The organism is Bradyrhizobium sp. STM 3566 (genome assembly GCF_045571445.1).
Lineage (GTDB): Bacteria > Pseudomonadota > Alphaproteobacteria > Rhizobiales > Xanthobacteraceae > Bradyrhizobium > Bradyrhizobium vignae.
In genome coordinates, this window is record NZ_CP120692.1 from 5,294,695 (window position 1) to 5,310,203 (window position 15,509).

Annotated in this window: 17 protein-coding genes and 1 pseudogene; 2 read left to right on the top strand and 16 right to left on the bottom strand. The window is 62.5% G+C overall.

Annotated elements, in window-relative coordinates:
• Positions 1-38 precede the first annotated feature (38 nt).
• From groL to P6U27_RS25445, 5 genes are all read right to left on the bottom strand, one after another.
• Positions 39-1,658, bottom strand: coding sequence for a chaperonin GroEL (groL, locus tag P6U27_RS25425; RefSeq protein WP_129144789.1), 1,620 nt, complete (start codon positions 1,656-1,658; stop codon positions 39-41).
• A 36-nt stretch (positions 1,659-1,694) separates the two neighbouring features.
• A complete protein-coding gene (gene groES, locus P6U27_RS25430; RefSeq protein WP_164937067.1) occupies positions 1,695-2,009 on the bottom strand; it encodes a co-chaperone GroES in 315 nt (104 codons plus the stop codon).
• A gap of 221 nt (positions 2,010-2,230) precedes the next feature.
• Positions 2,231-3,835: a beta-(1-6) glucans synthase gene (locus tag P6U27_RS25435; RefSeq protein ID WP_407194482.1), complete on the bottom strand. Its 1,605-nt coding sequence runs from the start codon at positions 3,833-3,835 to the stop codon at positions 2,231-2,233.
• Positions 3,836-4,120: 285 nt separating this feature from the next.
• The gene (locus P6U27_RS25440; protein ID WP_407192771.1) at positions 4,121-5,179 is read right to left on the bottom strand and encodes a hypothetical protein; all 1,059 of its coding nucleotides are present in this window, start codon (positions 5,177-5,179) and stop codon (positions 4,121-4,123) included.
• A 63-nt stretch (positions 5,180-5,242) separates the two neighbouring features.
• On the bottom strand, positions 5,243-6,139 hold the full coding sequence (locus tag P6U27_RS25445; RefSeq protein WP_407192772.1) for a crotonase/enoyl-CoA hydratase family protein: 897 nt from the start codon (positions 6,137-6,139) through the stop codon (positions 5,243-5,245).
• Positions 6,140-6,226: 87 nt separating this feature from the next.
• On the opposite strand from P6U27_RS25445, the gene P6U27_RS25450 reads away from it, so the two are divergent.
• Both P6U27_RS25450 and P6U27_RS25455 read left to right on the top strand, forming a co-directional pair.
• Complete coding sequence (locus P6U27_RS25450; protein ID WP_407192773.1) at positions 6,227-6,850, top strand: TetR/AcrR family transcriptional regulator; 624 nt, start codon at positions 6,227-6,229, stop codon at positions 6,848-6,850.
• A gap of 149 nt (positions 6,851-6,999) precedes the next feature.
• Complete coding sequence (locus tag P6U27_RS25455; protein WP_407194548.1) at positions 7,000-7,179, top strand: hypothetical protein; 180 nt, start codon at positions 7,000-7,002, stop codon at positions 7,177-7,179.
• Here P6U27_RS25455 and P6U27_RS25460 read toward each other — a convergent pair.
• From P6U27_RS25460 to P6U27_RS25510, 11 genes and pseudogenes are all read right to left on the bottom strand, one after another.
• Positions 7,139-8,172, bottom strand: a pseudogene (locus P6U27_RS25460) (Gfo/Idh/MocA family protein). The gene P6U27_RS25455 and the pseudogene P6U27_RS25460 sit on opposite strands and share 41 nt — an antisense overlap.
• Positions 8,173-8,178: 6 nt before the next feature.
• Positions 8,179-8,628, bottom strand: a complete 450-nt coding sequence (aroQ, locus tag P6U27_RS25465) for a type II 3-dehydroquinate dehydratase (RefSeq protein WP_122404463.1) — start codon at positions 8,626-8,628, stop codon at positions 8,179-8,181.
• Between the two features lie 13 nt (positions 8,629-8,641).
• Positions 8,642-9,388 carry an amino acid ABC transporter ATP-binding protein gene (locus P6U27_RS25470; protein ID WP_283811020.1) on the bottom strand — a complete coding sequence of 249 codons (747 nt, stop codon included), beginning with the start codon at positions 9,386-9,388 and terminating at the stop codon, positions 8,642-8,644.
• Positions 9,389-9,447: 59 nt separating this feature from the next.
• Entirely contained in the window at positions 9,448-10,275 is an 828-nt protein-coding gene (locus P6U27_RS25475; RefSeq protein ID WP_407192774.1) for a transporter substrate-binding domain-containing protein, read from the bottom strand.
• A 55-nt stretch (positions 10,276-10,330) separates the two neighbouring features.
• Entirely contained in the window at positions 10,331-10,987 is a 657-nt protein-coding gene (locus tag P6U27_RS25480) for an amino acid ABC transporter permease (protein ID WP_122404466.1), read from the bottom strand.
• Positions 10,988-10,997: 10 nt separating this feature from the next.
• Positions 10,998-11,666, bottom strand: coding sequence for an amino acid ABC transporter permease (locus tag P6U27_RS25485; RefSeq protein ID WP_122404467.1), 669 nt, complete (start codon positions 11,664-11,666; stop codon positions 10,998-11,000).
• A gap of 51 nt (positions 11,667-11,717) precedes the next feature.
• Entirely contained in the window at positions 11,718-12,572 is an 855-nt protein-coding gene (locus P6U27_RS25490; protein ID WP_245162673.1) for a shikimate dehydrogenase, read from the bottom strand.
• Positions 12,573-12,586: 14 nt separating this feature from the next.
• On the bottom strand, positions 12,587-13,414 hold the full coding sequence (aroE, locus tag P6U27_RS25495) for a shikimate dehydrogenase (RefSeq protein ID WP_407192775.1): 828 nt from the start codon (positions 13,412-13,414) through the stop codon (positions 12,587-12,589).
• Between the two features lie 3 nt (positions 13,415-13,417).
• Positions 13,418-14,644 carry a CaiB/BaiF CoA transferase family protein gene (locus P6U27_RS25500; protein ID WP_407192776.1) on the bottom strand — a complete coding sequence of 409 codons (1,227 nt, stop codon included), beginning with the start codon at positions 14,642-14,644 and terminating at the stop codon, positions 13,418-13,420.
• A complete protein-coding gene (locus P6U27_RS25505) occupies positions 14,641-15,111 on the bottom strand; it encodes a MaoC/PaaZ C-terminal domain-containing protein (protein WP_122404470.1) in 471 nt (156 codons plus the stop codon). The genes P6U27_RS25500 and P6U27_RS25505 overlap by 4 nt, the downstream gene beginning before the upstream one ends.
• Positions 15,112-15,122: 11 nt before the next feature.
• A complete protein-coding gene (locus P6U27_RS25510) occupies positions 15,123-15,509 on the bottom strand; it encodes a VOC family protein (protein ID WP_407121938.1) in 387 nt (128 codons plus the stop codon).

Genomic DNA, 15,509 nt, shown 5'->3' on the forward strand with positions numbered 1-15,509 from the left:
AAGAACGAGCCCGGCCGCTCGGCCGGGCTCGCTCGTCTCTAGAAGTCCATGGCGGGGGCGCTTGCCGCTTCTGTCTTCTTCGGCTTGTCAGCGACCAGCGCTTCGGTCGTGATGAGCAGCGAAGCGACCGAGGCCGCGTCCTGCAAGGCGGTGCGCACCACCTTGGCAGGATCGATCACGCCGGCCTGGACCATGTCCTGGTACTCGCCGGTCGCGGCATTGAAGCCCCAGGTGTAGGTCTGATTTTCGAGGAGCTTGCCGACGACGATGGAGCCATCCTCGCCCGCATTCTGAACGATCTGCCGGGCCGGCACCTGGATAGCGCGACGCACGATCTCGACCCCCGCCTTCTGGTCGGCATTGGTGGTCTTGACGCCGTCGAGCGCCTTGAGGGAGCGCAGCAGTGCAACGCCGCCGCCAGGCAGAATGCCTTCCTCGACAGCGGCCCGCGTCGCATGCAGGGCATCGTCGACGCGATCCTTGCGTTCCTTCACCTCGACCTCGGTCGCTCCGCCGACCCGGATCACCGCGACGCCGCCGGCGAGCTTGGCCAGCCGCTCCTGCAGCTTCTCGCGATCGTAATCCGAGGTGGTTTCCTCGATCTGCGTCCTGATCTGTTGGCTTCGCGCCTCGATGTCCTTCTTGGCGCCGGCGCCATCGACGATCGTGGTGTTCTCCTTGTCGATCACCACCTTCTTGGCACGGCCCAGCATCTTCACTGTGACGTTCTCGAGCTTGATGCCGAGATCTTCGGAGATCACCGTGCCGCCGGTGAGGATCGCGATATCCTCCAGCATCGCCTTGCGGCGGTCGCCAAATCCCGGCGCCTTGACGGCGGCGACCTTCAAGCCGCCGCGCAGACGGTTGACGACCAAAGTCGCAAGCGCCTCGCCCTCGACCTCCTCAGCGATGATCAGCAGCGGCTTGCCCGATTGCACGACCTGCTCGAGCAGCGGGAGCATCGACTGCAGGCTGGAGAGCTTCTTCTCGTGGATCAGCACATAGGGATCTTCGAGCTCGACCCTCATCTTCTCCGGGTTGGTGACGAAGTAGGGCGAGACATAGCCGCGGTCGAACTGCATGCCCTCGACCACCTCGAGTTCGGTGTGCAGGCTCTTGGCTTCCTCGACCGTGATCACGCCCTCATTGCCGACCTTCTGCATGGCATCCGCCAGGAAGCGGCCGATCTCGGTGTCGCCGTTGGCGGAGATGGTGCTGACCTGGGCGATCTCGTCGTTGGAGGTGACCTTCTTGGCGTGCGACTTGAGATCGGTCACGATCGCCTCCACGGCAAGGTCGATGCCGCGCTTGAGGTCCATCGGGTTCATGCCGGCGGCGACGGCCTTGGCACCTTCCTTGACGATGGCCTGCGCCAGCACCGTCGCCGTCGTGGTGCCGTCTCCGGCAAGATCACTGGTCTTTGACGCGACCTCGCGCACCATCTGGGCGCCCATGTTTTCGAACTTGTCCTCCAGTTCGATCTCCTTGGCGACGGTGACGCCGTCCTTGGTGATGCGCGGCGCGCCGAACGATTTTTCGATGACGACGTTGCGTCCCTTTGGACCGAGCGTGACCTTCACCGCATTCGCCAGCGTGTCGACGCCCCGCAGCATGCGCTCGCGAGCCTCGGTCGCGAACTTCACGTCCTTGGCAGCCATGTTGCCACTCTCCTTTCTGTTCGATGACCGTCAGTGTTACGCCGCCTTCTTCAGCGTGCCGCCCTGTTCGACCACGCCGAGAAGATCGCTTTCCTTCATGATCGAGAACTCTTCGCCATCGATCTTGACCTCGGTGCCTGACCACTTGCCGAACAGCACCCGGTCGCCGACCTTGACGTCGAGTGGCACGAGCTGGCCTTGCTCGTTACGCGCACCCGGCCCAGCGGCGATGATCTCGCCCTGCTGCGGCTTCTCCTTGGCGGTGTCGGGAATGATGATGCCGCCGGCGGTCTTCTCCTCGGCATCGACGCGGCGCACGAGCACGCGATCGTGCAACGGGCGGAAATGCATGCACATCCTCCTTGGGTAGGTTCAGCGATGTCCAAAATCCGGGTCCGGAACCGGCCCCCGGGCGGCAAACGACCTAGGAACAGGTTCATCTTTGTTCAAGGGGACTCGGTGAAAATTTTTTGTCGCATCCTTGCGCACCCGCCTGCTCAAAGTTCAACGCACTCGATCGGCCGCATCAAGGTGGTGCTCGCGCAGGCACGGCGGGTCATGTCGTGCCCTTCTCAGGCACGGGCCCGCCACAGCGTCGCGGCAAGCAGGAGGTAGGCGGCGCAAGTCCACATCGCCTGCCAGTTCGCCGTCCCCTCGTTGACGGTCACATAGATCGCCGCTCCGACGAACACGCCGGCAAACAGCGACTCCGCCACAGGACGACCTCCCTTCCCGGATGGATTGAGCAGCGTCATCGCTGCAAAAGGCAACGCTGCCATGGTGAGTGCTGCAAAAGGAAAATCGATGTTGCGCGGGTCGAACACGAGCCCTAGTGCGGTGGCCGCACCGATCACGACGGTCACGATCAAGGCCAACCCGTGCATGGTTGCGACCATCGTTTCCGTCCGGTAGCCTTTCGGACCGAGCAACTCCTGAAAACTCGGCGGTGGGCGCCCCGACATGAGAGCGTTGGCACCAAGCACCGGCGAAACCGTCGCGGCCAGCAGCAGAGAACTCCAAAGGAGCCAGCCACCCGCTCCGACACTTTCAAAGAACACCTTTTGGGCGTCCACGCCAAACAGGATTCCGGCTGCCGTCGCCGATATCGCCACCCCGAGCCATGAAGCCAGGCCAGGGCTCGCGGGCTTGCGACGCGAGGTCAACCATGCCGCGGCGAACACCAGGGTCGCGAGCGCAATTCCGCAGCTCATTTGCAGCTTCCAGAGCGGAAAGTTGCTGACGGGGATGCCGGCAGGATATTTGAGCACGCGCTGCTCGCCTCCGAACAGGCCCCATGATCCGCCGACTGTGCCCTCGATCTCTCGCTTCCAGGATTCGTCGTAGGCCTCGAACAGGTTGAAGCGGAAATTCTCGCGCCGGGCGAGGTCGAGAACCTCCGAGACCACCCGGGCCTGGTTGATACGCGACGGCAACGCCGATCCCCGCATCCGTCCCTGGCTCGGCCAGCCTACTTCGCCGATCAGGATCTCCTTGCCCGGAAAGGCCGCCGCGACCTGCCGGCGTATTGCGTCGGCGTGCGTGGCAGCCGCTTCTGCCGGAATCGGCACGTTCTCCCAATATGGCAGGATGTGAATCGTGACGAAGTCGACGGCGTCGTAGAGCTCACGACTGCTGAGCCAGAATTCCCAGACGTCGGCATAGGTCACGGGGACACTGACCTGCGCCTTGACCGAGCGGATCGTGTCGGCGAGATCGGAGACCGTTATGTCCTTGCGCAACAAGGTCTCGTTGCCGACCACCAACGCGATGACGGTCCCTGGATACTCCCTGGCGAGGCGTATCGCCGTTGAGATCTGCGCTCGATTCTTCTGCTGGTCCTTGTCGAGGAAAATACCCTGGACGACCTTCAACCCCGCTCGGGCTGCAAGCTCGGGGATTTGGTCGAGACCAAGATCGGTCGCATAGGTACGGATGCAGTCGGATATCTCCGCAAGCTGGGCGAGATCTTCCGCGATCTGCTCACGCGATACCTGCGTCGCGGACGAAAGCGAGGTCTGATGGCTGCGGAACGGGGCGTACGAGATGCATTGGACCTTGTCGTTTGGATCGATGGGTGCGCGCACCAATTGGACCGGCGTCCCCAACCACCACCACACGGCGGCGATGGCGCCCAGCGATATCAGGAAGAGCGCGAGCGAGACGCGGAGACCATACACCGGCCTCGTGGCAGGCGCGACGGCCTCGACCTCCCCGCTTGGCGGGAGCAGCAGCCTGGAGAACCAGCTTGCTTTCCGAGGATGGACCAACTGATCACACGTGAGGTACGGCTTTTCACTTGCTGCGATGTCGCGGACGCGTCGCATTGCTCCAAAGCGCACGTCTGCGATCGCAACTGCATGAAAAACGGGAGGATCATGCAAGTGAATTGGTTCAAGGTCGCTTCCAACCCAATTATAGGATCGCTCGCGTTCCCACAAGCTGGTTGATTCAGGTCAATTCATTCAATGGCCCTGTCGAATCTCCCATGCCCAGACCGGATCACCGGCATCTCGGCGGCTGATCAGGGTGACGCGCATGAAACGATCGTGAGCCAGTGCAGCGCCCAGCCACAGCTCATTCCACGCATCGAATATTGCGCGAGACATTTGCTCCCTCCCAGACATGAGGCGCCACGTCGTTTGCCTTACGATCGCCGTGCTGCCTTCAAGATGCATCTCGGCGTCATCGCCTTGGCCACGTAACAGCCTCGTAAGTGCGGTTGCAAAACCTGCGACACCTCGGTCCACTCCACCGAGCATGGACGCAACATCGTCGAACGTGTGCATGCCGATCAATCGAGCGGCTAAACCTCCCAGGTGACCTCCCTCGGCCGGTCCGAGCACCGACATCATTTCAGGCAGGATCGACGTGATGTAGTCCATCGCGTAATTGCGGAGGGCCTTTCTCAAGCGACTTTCTGGCCAATTCGTTTCGCCAAGGCGTGGCGCAAGTTCTGGCCTGAATGGAGGGCATCGCTCTCCGGGCGAAAATTGCAGCCGCTCTTCCGGAGAAAGTTCGTGATCGTACTCCCGGTAATATCCCTCCAGGCCGGGCTGCCCGTCGACGGTCTGTCCCGTGCAGACGAAGCCCAGGCGAGGGTTACCGAGAACCACGCCGTTGTTGCCGTGCCATCCCCTGAGCATCCCGCGAGACACTTCCGAGGGAATTCCGCAGATTGCGGTACCATACCAAAGCCACCGGGGAGGCGGATAACGAATCCATGCCTTCTTGTCGCTCTCATAGACGTATTCGACCTTTACGCCGCCGATCTGATTGGCGAGGTAGTTGTACTGTGCGCTGGCGACTGCATGGGGCAAGCCGTCCAAACCGAGCTTTTTGAGGCCAGCGACGAAATGGGTCGCTTGCTGGCGGCGGAACATTCTGAACACGATCTCAGCAGCGCGAGCCGCCCCGGCGCGCGACGAGAGATGAAGGATGAGACCCGTAAGATAGGAGTGATAAATCCGCTCGACCGCGCGATAGGCCTGCACGTCATCCGACGTACTGTTCTTAATGCTCATTCGTTTCTCCGGACGTTCTTCGATGAATGAATGGCGCCGACATCGCTCGCGCTCCCGACGGCGTCAGTCACGACCCTTCATTTCGTGAATCAACCTGCGTGCCTCGTCGCGTTCCGGGATCGGGCGGCCGCTGTCACGCCATTCGATGGCCGCCTTGAAACCGTGCTTCTGCGCGTACCGCCTGAACCACAACCCCTCAGGATTGTGACGCGTGATGCCGTCAAAGAGCGTCGCGAGCGACTGCGTCTGCTCGAGACCCATGGTCAGCATGACCTGGTTGACGACCATCTTGTGCATGGCGAGGTGACTCTTCGGAACGCCGGCAATCCGGTCGGCGAGCTTTCGCGTCTCGGCCTCGAGCCGCTCCACCGGAACGCAGACATTCGCCAGCCCCCACTCCGCCGCCTTGCGCCCGTCGATCATGTTCCCGGTGAACATCATCTCCTTGGCGCGCGCAGGTCCGAGCTTGAACGTCCACATCGCGGTGGTAGGGCATCCCCATACGCGCGTCGGCATGTAGCCGATCCGAGCGTCCTCCGCCATCACGATCAGGTCGCAGCAGAGCGCGATATCGCTACCCCCGGCGACCGCCGCGCCGTGAATCTTGGCGATGGTCGGCTTGGAGCACTTCCACAAGCTCATGAAGTTCTCGGTGTTCTTCTTCATGAATGCGTAATCGACCATGGGGTCCCAAGGCTCGCTCTCCTGCTGGCACGGGTGCTCGATCTCGCTCTCCGCGTAGGCGACGAGATCATATCCGCCGCAGAACCCCTTACCTGCGCCTTCGATCACGACGACGTGCACGTCGTCGTTTTTCTCCGCCCACTCCACCGCCGCACGGATCTCTTCGGGCATCACGTCGTCGATGGCGTTGAACCGACCCGGGCGGTCGAGGACGAGACGGGCGATGTTCGGTGCATCCTCGCGGACTGCGATACTGAGAGTCGAGAAATTCGGCATCGTAACCTCCCGGATGTATGTATGGACAGTCAGCATTGACTGTACCAACTATCGTGTTACAGTCAATGCTGACTGCCGAGGGAAGGCATGCCGAGACCAGCGAAGAACGGCGCTCTCGACGGAGCGGCCGAGACCACACGATCGCGGATTCTGAACGCCGCCGTGGATTGCCTGATCGACCTCGGCGTCGCCGGCACGACCACGCTCGCGGTACAGCATCGGGCTGGAGTCAGCCGCGGCGCCCTACTCCATCACTTTCCAACCCACGCCTCTCTGTTGGCCGCGAGCGTCGCCGAACTCGTCAGCCGGAACGAGAAGGCCGTCTCGCAGGGGCGCGCAGGCGCGGGGCCGGCTGACACTCTGGTTGCGGCCGTCGAAGCGCTTGCATTCGCCGCGCGCCAGCCAGCCTATCTCGCCGAGTTGGAGCTCTGGGCGGTGGCTCGCACGGATGCTGCCTTGAAACAGGCATTGACCACGGCGGAGCGCGGTGCCCGACACGATCTCGAGCGCGTTTATGTCCAGCTCTTCGGCGAGTGGACGGATTCCGAGGCCTATCACGACGTCATCGCGCTGACGCTCCATTTCATCAGAGGCCTCGCGATTTCCGAGAACCTTCGAACCTCTGCGGGACCACGCGAGCGACTTGTAGCGATGTGGGCCGACGCGATGCGAACCCTGCTCGAGGCCAAAAAGAAGAAACGACAGAAGTGAAAAACGGAGGACATGAACGCCGAATGTGACCGCCCGGGCCGCTTCCGCGGAGGCATCGACGTCAGGGCATTCATGGGATCATCGGGACCGGCACGGCCCTATTCGGCAGCCAGTGCCGGCTGCAGGTCCGGCTTCTCGCACGCAACATCGTGGATATCATCAAGCTCAGCGTGCGCTTTCAAAAGACCGGCAATGGGCCTCCGCTGCTCCTCATCCATACGATCGGGACGCCGCTCGAATGTTTTCGCGGCGCGCTCACTCTGCAACAGAAGGCCGTGCTTTCCGGTATCAAACCGATACGAAATCCCCCGTTTCCGCCGCGCGTTTGACCGCGTCGATCACTCTGAGGTTTTCAGCCCTTCGCGCCCACTCACCACAGGCTCGGCCGTACCCCGGATCACCCCGCAGAAATTGGCAATCTGCAGGCCGAGCGGATCTTCCTTCTCGTACCGCAGCCGCTCGCGCTCGATCGGCGCCCACCAGCTGGCCTGGCTTGGGTGATGCCATAGATCGAGTTGCGGAATAGCCAGCGATGCCCTCGTGCCGCCGATCTGGTAACACGCCTCCTGCGTATGACTGTAGGCCGGGTTCTCATCGGCGGTGAATTCCCAGCTCCAAGGCGACTGGATGGTATCGGAGACATTGACCGTTCCTAAGGCGCCGGAGGCGAAGTGCAGGAGGATCACCGCTGTCTCTTCAACCGCATTTCCACGCAGCCGATTGGATTGGGCAGCTTGTACCGCCACGATATCCCCGCAGAGGTACCGCAGCAGGTCGACATCGTGGATGAGATTCAGGAAAACGGGCCCCGCTCCTTTCTGCCGGCGCCAAGCCACATCGAAATACTCGTCCGGCTTGATCAGCCAGAACATGCCATGCACCGACACGATCTCGCCGAGCCGGCCGCTGTCGATCTCCGCCTTGGCGCGTTGGATCATCGGATTGTGGCGGCGATGATGGCCGGTGAGCAGCGGCACGCCCGCCCCCTCGGCGGCCTCGACCAGGGCATGTGCAGCGAGGACGTCGTCTGCTAACGGCTTCTCGATGAGCGCCGGGATGCGAGCCGCGATACAATCCATGCCGTTGGCAACGTGCATCTGATTGGGGGTGGCGACAACCACCCCCTCCGGCCGATTTCCGGAAAGCAAGTCCTGAAACGACGGAAACCAGTCCACCTTCAGGGCAGCCGCCAACTCTCGTGCCGCCGGCGCCGGATCGACGATCGACGACAGCACCGCCTCCGGCCGCGCGAGAATGTGCTCGATATGCCGTTTGCCGATGAGGCCCGCTCCCATCACCGACAGGCGGACGGGTGCGTCCATCCGATGCTACCCCTTGTTCTCATCGAGCAGCTTGGCCACACGACGCAAGCCGAGCAGATAGCCCTGCGTGCCGAAGCCTGCGATGACCCCATCGGCTCGTTTGGAAACAAACGAATGGTGGCGGAATTCCTCGCGCTTGTGCACGTTGGAAATATGCACCTCGATCACCGTCCCCTCGAACGTGTTCAGAGCATCCAGGATGGCGACCGACGTATGGGTGAAAGCTGCGGGATTCATCACGATACCGGCAGCCGTCTCGCGCGCCTCGTGAATCCAATCGATGATCTCGTATTCCCTGTTGGATTGATGAAAGCGAATGTCCAGGCCGAGCTCCTTGCCCAGCGCTCGACAATCCCGCTCCACATCCGCAAGCGTCTCGTGGCCGTAGATGTGAGGCTGGCGCTTGCCGAGCAAATTGAGATTCGGCCCGTTGAGGACGTAGACAAGACGACTCATCGAAGAACTCCGTTCAGTGATGGGCGAGGATCTCGCCAAGGAACTGCTTGGTGCGGGCGTGCTGTGGTTCGCGGAAGAAAGCGTCGGGCGCGCCTTCTTCGATGATCTGCCCTTCTGCCATGAAGATGACCCGATCGGCAACCTGGCGAGCAAAGCCCATCTCGTGGGTGACGCAAATCATGGTCATGCCGTCGTTGGCGAGGCCGATCATGGTATCGAGCACCTCCTTGACCATCTCTGGGTCGAGAGCCGAGGTCGGTTCGTCAAACAGCATCACCTTGGGCTGCATGCAGAGTGCGCGCGCGATCGCGACGCGCTGTTGCTGACCTCCCGAAAGCTGAGCCGGATACTTCTCGGCCTGGTCACCGATGCGTACCCGCTCGAGGTATTTTCGCGCGGTCGCCTCCGCCTCGGTCCTGCCGATGCGGCGTGCGCGAATGGGCGCGAGTGTACAGTTCTGCAACACGGTCATATGCGGAAAAAGGTTGAAGCTCTGAAAGACCATGCCGACGTCCTGACGTACGACATCGATGGCCTTGATGCTGTCGTCGAGCCGATGTCCGTTTACAACAATACTGCCCTGCTGGATCGCCTCCAGGCGGTTGATACAGCGGATGAGCGTCGACTTGCCCGAACCGGACGGACCGCAGAGCACGATCTTTTCACCCCTGCGGACAGTGAGATCGACGTTGCGGAGAGCTTGATACCCGCCATACCACTTCTGCACGCCCTTCATTTCGATCAGGATCTGGTCTTGCATGCTGGTCTCCGCCGTCGGGCGACGGCCAACGCGGATCGCGCGTCGGCCGCTCGCAGGGGCTACTGGACTGTGAAGGGGACGCCGGGGATCGACTCCGGGAAGGTCGGCACGGGCGCCTTCATCCATATGGCGTAGAAGCCGGCCAGCTTGCCGTTAGACTTGATCTGGTCGATGAACTTGTTGGCCGTCTCGTTCCACTCCTTCTCGCCCAGGCGGGTGCAGGCTCCGTTGTATAGTGCGGTGAAGTGAAGCTTGGGCTCGAATCCCAGTTCCGGCTTTGCGGCGTTCAGACGCTGCGGATAGAAGCTGTTCGCGCCGACGGCCTGCACCTGACCGGAGAGCAGCGCCTGGATCGTCGCCGCATCATCGTCAAACCTGCGGATTTCGGTGCCCGCTGGAGCGCTGTTGGTGACCTGGGTGTCCTGCGTCGATGACCTCGGAACGCCGATCACGTACTTGCCCATGTCGGCATTGCTGTTGATTGGCGTTGCCTGGGCAGCGACAAGCGTGATCTCGTTGGCGACATACGGCTTGGAATACTGCACCGCCTTCGCGCGCTCCGGCAGCATCGCCATGGTTGCGAACAGAATGTCGACGCGGCCTGTGGTCAGCGCCGGAATACGATTGGCCACGGCCAACGGGACGAACTCGGCCTTCACGCCGAGATATTCGGCGAAGGCGCGCCCCATGTCGGCATCGATCCCATCCTGTTTTCCCGAGCTGTCGACATAGCCCCAGGGAGGATTGTCGCCCTGGATGCCGATGACGACGACGCCCTTCTTCTTCACGTCTTCCAGAGTGCCCGCCTGCGCTTTACCTGCGACGGTGACGGCCCCGAGCGTCAGCAGCGCGATGCCGAGCTGGCGGCGATTGAACCAAAATAACATCTGATGTTTCCTCCTCCTGGTGATGGCTGTGTTTGATTGGGCAGGTGCGCCGTTCCTACCTTTGATTGGCCAGGGCGAGCCTGGCCTCCATCCGACTGCCCCACCACGAAAGTGGCCAGCAGAGGATGAAATACATTGCGCCGACCACGCCGAAGACGAGCAACGGCTGGAAGGTCTGGTTCGAGACGATCTGACCGGCGCGGGCGAGTTCGATGAACCCGACGATGGCGGCGAGCGAAGTGCCCTTGATGAGCTGAACGAGATAACCGATTGTCGCCGGCAGCGAGATGCGGATCGCCTGCGGCAGCACGATGTCGCGCATGCGGGACGAATAGTGCAGTCCAAGCGCCATCGCCGCCTCGGTCTGGCCGCGCGGCACGGCCTGTATCGCACCGCGCCAGATCTCGCCGAGGAAGGCGGAGGCATTCACGGTGAAACCGATCGCCACCGCGGCGAAGGCGTCGAGCTTCAACCCGGTCAGCGCCAATCCGTAGTACACGACGAAAAGCTGCAGCAGCAGCGGGGTGCCCTGGAATATCCCGATGTAAATGCGGGTGATCCATTCCACGCTCCTATGACCACAGGTGCGCAGCAAGGCGACGGCCAGCCCCGCCGTGCAGCCGCCCGCAAACGCGACCAGCGTGAGCAGCACCGTCCATTGCAGCCCGCGCAGCAGGAAGCCGAACTCGGGAAGACCAAAATGCGGTGTCATGATCGCCCCCTCAGCGTGTCGGATATGAGAAGAAGCGGTGAGAGACGACCGCGAAGCCGAGCATCAACAGCCAGGAGATCGCGAGGTAGAGGAAGGTGACGAAGAAGTAGACCTCGAAGCTGCGGAACGTGTCGCTTTCGATGCGCTGCGCAACCGACGTCAATTCGTAGGCCGATACCGCCGAACAGATCGATGAGGTCAGCGTCAGCATGATGAACTGCCCCGTGAGCGAGGGATAGATCGCGCGAAGCGCAGGCTTGAGCACGATGAACCGGAATACCTGTCCTTTGTGCAGGCCGAGCGCGTAGCCGGCCTCCACCTGGCCCTTGTGAATGGATTGCACCCCGCCGCGAATGATCTCGATGGCGTAGGCGCCGCCATTGACACCGAGTGCGATAATGGCGGTGGCGGTCGGATTGAGCTTCAATCCGATCAGCGGCAGAGCGAAGAACAGAAAAAAGATCTGCACCAGGAAAGGCGTGTTGCGCACAGTCTCGACGAAGCCGATCACGAGAGCACGCAACCACGCAGCTTTCGAATCGCGCGCCGCGACACCCGCGACACCGATCATCATTGCGAGCGTCATCCCGGCAAGCGCCAGGCCCAGCGTACCCACGCATCCCCACAGCAGCGCGGGCATCGCGTGCCAAACCACCGAGAAATCGAGCGTGTAGCCCATCTTGCGTTTCCTCTCGGGCGTTGTCCGTGCCGCTCGCCCATCGGCCGGGTGTCACCCTCCCAGGGATGCAAAAGTGGCGAAGAAGACGTCCGGATCGGGTGAGATGCCCGTGAACAGGCGGAATGCTTCGGTGCCCTGGAAGATCGCCATGCCACCGCCGTCGACGGTGCGGCAACCGAGGGCACGCGCCGCGCGCAGCAGCGCGGTTTCCAGCGGGAAGTAGACGATCTCTGCGACCCACAGATCGGGACGCAGCAGGGCTGTCGGCAACGGCGTGCCTGGATATTTGTCCATGCCGATCGGCGTCGCGTTGACAATTCCGTCTGCGGCAGCCACGGCCGCAGCGACATCCTGGCCGGCCTCCAGGCGCCCATCTGCAAATTGAGGGGACAGGCCGTCAACCAGACTCTGCGCCTTGGCCAGGTCGACGTCTATGATAGTCAGTTCCCGCACGCCGAGCTTCATGAGCGCGAAAGCGACCGCCGAGCCTGCGCCGCCCGCGCCGAATTGGACGACCCGTCCGAGTGGTGCACCTTGCATGTTGCGGCGGAAGTTCTCGGCAAAGCCGAACCAGTCGGTGTTGTGGCCGGTCATGCGGCCACTCCTGAGGACCACGGTGTTCACGGCACCAAGCGCCTCTGCGTCAGGCGAAAGCTCATCCAAGAGTGGAATGATCGCCTGCTTGCAGGGATGGGTCACGTTCAACCCGTCAAAGCCCATTCGCCTTGCCGCCGTGAGCAACTCCGGCAATGTCTCCACGCCGAGCTTCAATTCGGCCAGATCAATCTTCTTGTAGATATAGCGGATGCCGGCGGCGTCAGCGGCCGCTTCGTGCATGGGCGGGGTGCGGGAGGCGGCGATGCCGCTGCCGATCAGGCCGACGAGAAAGCTGGACTTCTGATGCATGCTCGGCATCGCCTTCAGCTCAATGGGACGGTCAGCTCGGCGATGACCTGAGCCGTGCTCGGTCGAACGCCGCGCCACCAGGCAAACGCTTCCGCCGCCTGCTCGACCAGCATGCCGACACCGTCGGCCAGCTTGGTGACGCCTTCGGCGCGAGCCGCCCGCAGAAAGGGGGTCAGCCCTTTGCCGTAGGCGAGTTCGTACGCCAGCTCCGCACCGCGGAAGACATTGCCTGGAAGCGGCGGCATCTCACCTCGCAGGCTGGCCGACGTCGCGTTGACGACGACGTCATAACCCTCGGCAAGATCGGCCAGTTCAGCATAGCCGCTGACGATCAGGGGGCCACAGCCGGCAAACTCTTCGGCCAATGCCACCCCTTTCGACAGTGTTCGGTTGACCAGAACCAGCTCGGACGGCTCCTGGCGCAGGAACGGCAGCAGGGCACCGCGTGCCGCTCCCCCAGCGCCGAGCATAAGGACGCGGCGGCCGGCCATTTTGACGCCGAGATTGGCGGTGATGTCACGCACCAGGCCGATCCCGTCGAAATTCTCGGCAATGATCCGATCGCCCTCGAACTTCAGGCAGTTTACGGCGCCTGCTCGTCTGGCGCTCTCTGAAAGCTCGTTTGCATAGGCGAAGGCATCGAGCTTGAACGGGGCGGTGATGTTCAGCCCCCTGGCGCCCTCGGTCCGGAATTGATCGACCCGTTCGCTGAAGCCATTGAGGGGACCCTCGATCGCCTCGTAAACAAGGTCCTGTCCTGTCATTCTGGCGAAAGTGCCATGGATGAGAGGTGATTTGCTGAAGCCGATCGGATTGCCTATCACCGCGTAACGATCGCTCATGGCTCACTCCTGCACGGCGGCTTCGTTGTACAGCACGCCATCGCGCACCATCGCCTCGACGAGCTCGGTCGACAGTCCCAGCGACTCTGCAATGCGGCGATTGTCCTGGCCGAGCAGTGGCGCCGGCGTGCGCACCGTGGTGTCGCAGCCGGAGAAGCGGAAGGGCAAGTTCGGCAACGTCACCTTGCCGAGCACCGGATGCTCCTGCTCGACCAGCATGCCACGCGCGTGGATCTGTGGATCCTTCACGACCTCTTCGATGGTCTGCACGGGAGCGGACGGCACACCTGCTTCCTCGAGTGCGGCAAGACAAGCATCCCGAGACGGCTGCGACAGCGTCCAGTCGCGCACGATCTCCATCGCTTCGGCATAATGGGCGTTGCGCGCGGCAGGCGTGGTGAAGCGTTCGTCGGACGACAAACTGCTTCCTCCGATCAGCGTCGCCAATCGCCGCCACGCATCATCGACCTGCGCGGCGATCACAAGATTGCCGTCCCTGGCCGGAAAGACTCCGTAGACGGTCGAATCCGGCTGACCGCTGCCGGTCTGCTTCGGCAGGTCGGTGCCGCCGGAGAGGAAGTAGCGCTGCACCGCATAGTCGTGCATCGACACCATGCAGTCGTACAGCGCGAGATCGATATGCTGGCCCCGCCCGGACGACGCGCGGCCGACCAGCGCCGCATTGATGGCAGCCACACCGTGGATGCCGGTGTACATGTCGGCTAGTGGCATCCGCAGCAGCGGCGGCGCTTCGCCGGGGGAGCCCAGTTGCGCCAGGGCGCCCGACATCGCCTCCGCGATCAGGCCGAAGCCCGGACGGTCGGCATAGGGACCGGTGTGGCCATAGGCGGAGACCGAGCAGTAGATCAGTGTGGGATTCCGCGCCGACAGCGCCTTGTAGCCGAGCCCGAGGCGCTCGAGTGCGCCGGGGCGGTAGTTCTCGATGAAGACATCGGCCGTGTCGATGAGCTTCATCATCATGTCGAGGCCACGCGTGTCGCGCAGATCGATGCACAATCCCTGCTTTCCCATGTTCTGCTGCAGGAAGTAGCCGGATTGTCCGTCCTTGAAATAGCCATGGGCGCGGCCCGCATCGCCTGCCTTCGGACGCTCCACCTTGATGACTTCCGCGCCCATCGCGGCGAGGCAGCGGCCCATGAACGGGCCTGCCAGGAAATGGCTGTAGTCGATGACGCGAGTGCCCTTGAGCGGCAGATCTTGCGCGGTCATGCCTGTTCTCCTTTGGCACTGGTCTTCGGGCGCATCGGAATCATCAGCCGATGCTCACCGAGCTGCACCACCTCGCCGCGCTGATTGATCAGCTCCGAGGGCAACACTACGATGCCCCACCCATCACGCTTGGTGGTGCGCATCGAGCCGACGCGAAACTTCACGTGCACGGTGTCGCCGAGCTTGATCGGCAGCTTGAAATCCCACGTCCAGCCCAGCGACATTCCCGGAAGGAAGCGATAGTCGGCGCGGGTCTTCAAACCGTCGGCCAGCGACAGGCCAAACAGTCCATGCGCGACGCGCGTGCCGAATGGTGTGGTTTTGGCGTATTCCTCGTCGACATGGACCGGCGTGAAATCACCGGTCAGTTCGGCATAGGCATTCACCATCGCCTCGGTGACCGTCACCGAAGGGGTGACACATTCGTCACCGACCCTGGCATCGTCCCAGTAGCGTTCATCGGTCATCGCGTCTTCCTCTAGGCACGGGGATTGATCGCCAGGGCGGCTTCCACGGCGCCTGCGCTGGCTTGCAAGATTTCGACGTTCAGCCCGCCCGGCAGCTCGAGCCAGTTGGGCCCAGCGGGCAACGCCTTGGCGCCCCACGCGGCCGCACGAGCGAGCACACCTTCGTAATCGTCGACCATGATGCCGAGATGGGCGAGACGCCCTTCCGGACCGGTAAAATTCGGATCCTCGATGAGTTGCACGCTTCCGAGCACCCACACCTGACGCGGGCGTGAACCCTCGGCGGGTTGCTCGTCGCGAATGGCAAGACCAAGCACCTCACGAAAGAAATCGACGTGATGATCGACGTCAGGCACGCGGATCGCGACGTGTTCGACATAAGCGCGGGGCAACGACAT

Excerpts from the sequence above, each read along its gene's own strand:
- groL (WP_129144789.1), bottom strand. The coding sequence starts at position 1,658 with ATGGCTGCCAAGGACGTGAAGTTCGCGACCGAGGCTCGCGAGCGCATG.
- groES (WP_164937067.1), bottom strand. The coding sequence starts at position 2,009 with ATGCATTTCCGCCCGTTGCACGATCGCGTGCTCGTGCGCCGCGTCGAT.
- P6U27_RS25440 (WP_407192771.1), bottom strand. The coding sequence starts at position 5,179 with ATGAGCATTAAGAACAGTACGTCGGATGACGTGCAGGCCTATCGCGCG.
- P6U27_RS25445 (WP_407192772.1), bottom strand. The coding sequence starts at position 6,139 with ATGCCGAATTTCTCGACTCTCAGTATCGCAGTCCGCGAGGATGCACCG.
- P6U27_RS25450 (WP_407192773.1), top strand. The coding sequence starts at position 6,227 with ATGCCGAGACCAGCGAAGAACGGCGCTCTCGACGGAGCGGCCGAGACC.
- aroQ (WP_122404463.1), bottom strand. The coding sequence starts at position 8,628 with ATGAGTCGTCTTGTCTACGTCCTCAACGGGCCGAATCTCAATTTGCTC.
- P6U27_RS25470 (WP_283811020.1), bottom strand. The coding sequence starts at position 9,388 with ATGCAAGACCAGATCCTGATCGAAATGAAGGGCGTGCAGAAGTGGTAT.
- P6U27_RS25475 (WP_407192774.1), bottom strand. The coding sequence starts at position 10,275 with ATGTTATTTTGGTTCAATCGCCGCCAGCTCGGCATCGCGCTGCTGACG.
- P6U27_RS25480 (WP_122404466.1), bottom strand. The coding sequence starts at position 10,987 with ATGACACCGCATTTTGGTCTTCCCGAGTTCGGCTTCCTGCTGCGCGGG.
- P6U27_RS25485 (WP_122404467.1), bottom strand. The coding sequence starts at position 11,666 with ATGGGCTACACGCTCGATTTCTCGGTGGTTTGGCACGCGATGCCCGCG.
- P6U27_RS25490 (WP_245162673.1), bottom strand. The coding sequence starts at position 12,572 with ATGCATCAGAAGTCCAGCTTTCTCGTCGGCCTGATCGGCAGCGGCATC.
- aroE (WP_407192775.1), bottom strand. The coding sequence starts at position 13,414 with ATGAGCGATCGTTACGCGGTGATAGGCAATCCGATCGGCTTCAGCAAA.
- P6U27_RS25500 (WP_407192776.1), bottom strand. The coding sequence starts at position 14,644 with ATGACCGCGCAAGATCTGCCGCTCAAGGGCACTCGCGTCATCGACTAC.
- P6U27_RS25505 (WP_122404470.1), bottom strand. The coding sequence starts at position 15,111 with ATGACCGATGAACGCTACTGGGACGATGCCAGGGTCGGTGACGAATGT.
- P6U27_RS25510 (WP_407121938.1), bottom strand. The coding sequence starts at position 15,509 with ATGTCGTTGCCCCGCGCTTATGTCGAACACGTCGCGATCCGCGTGCCT.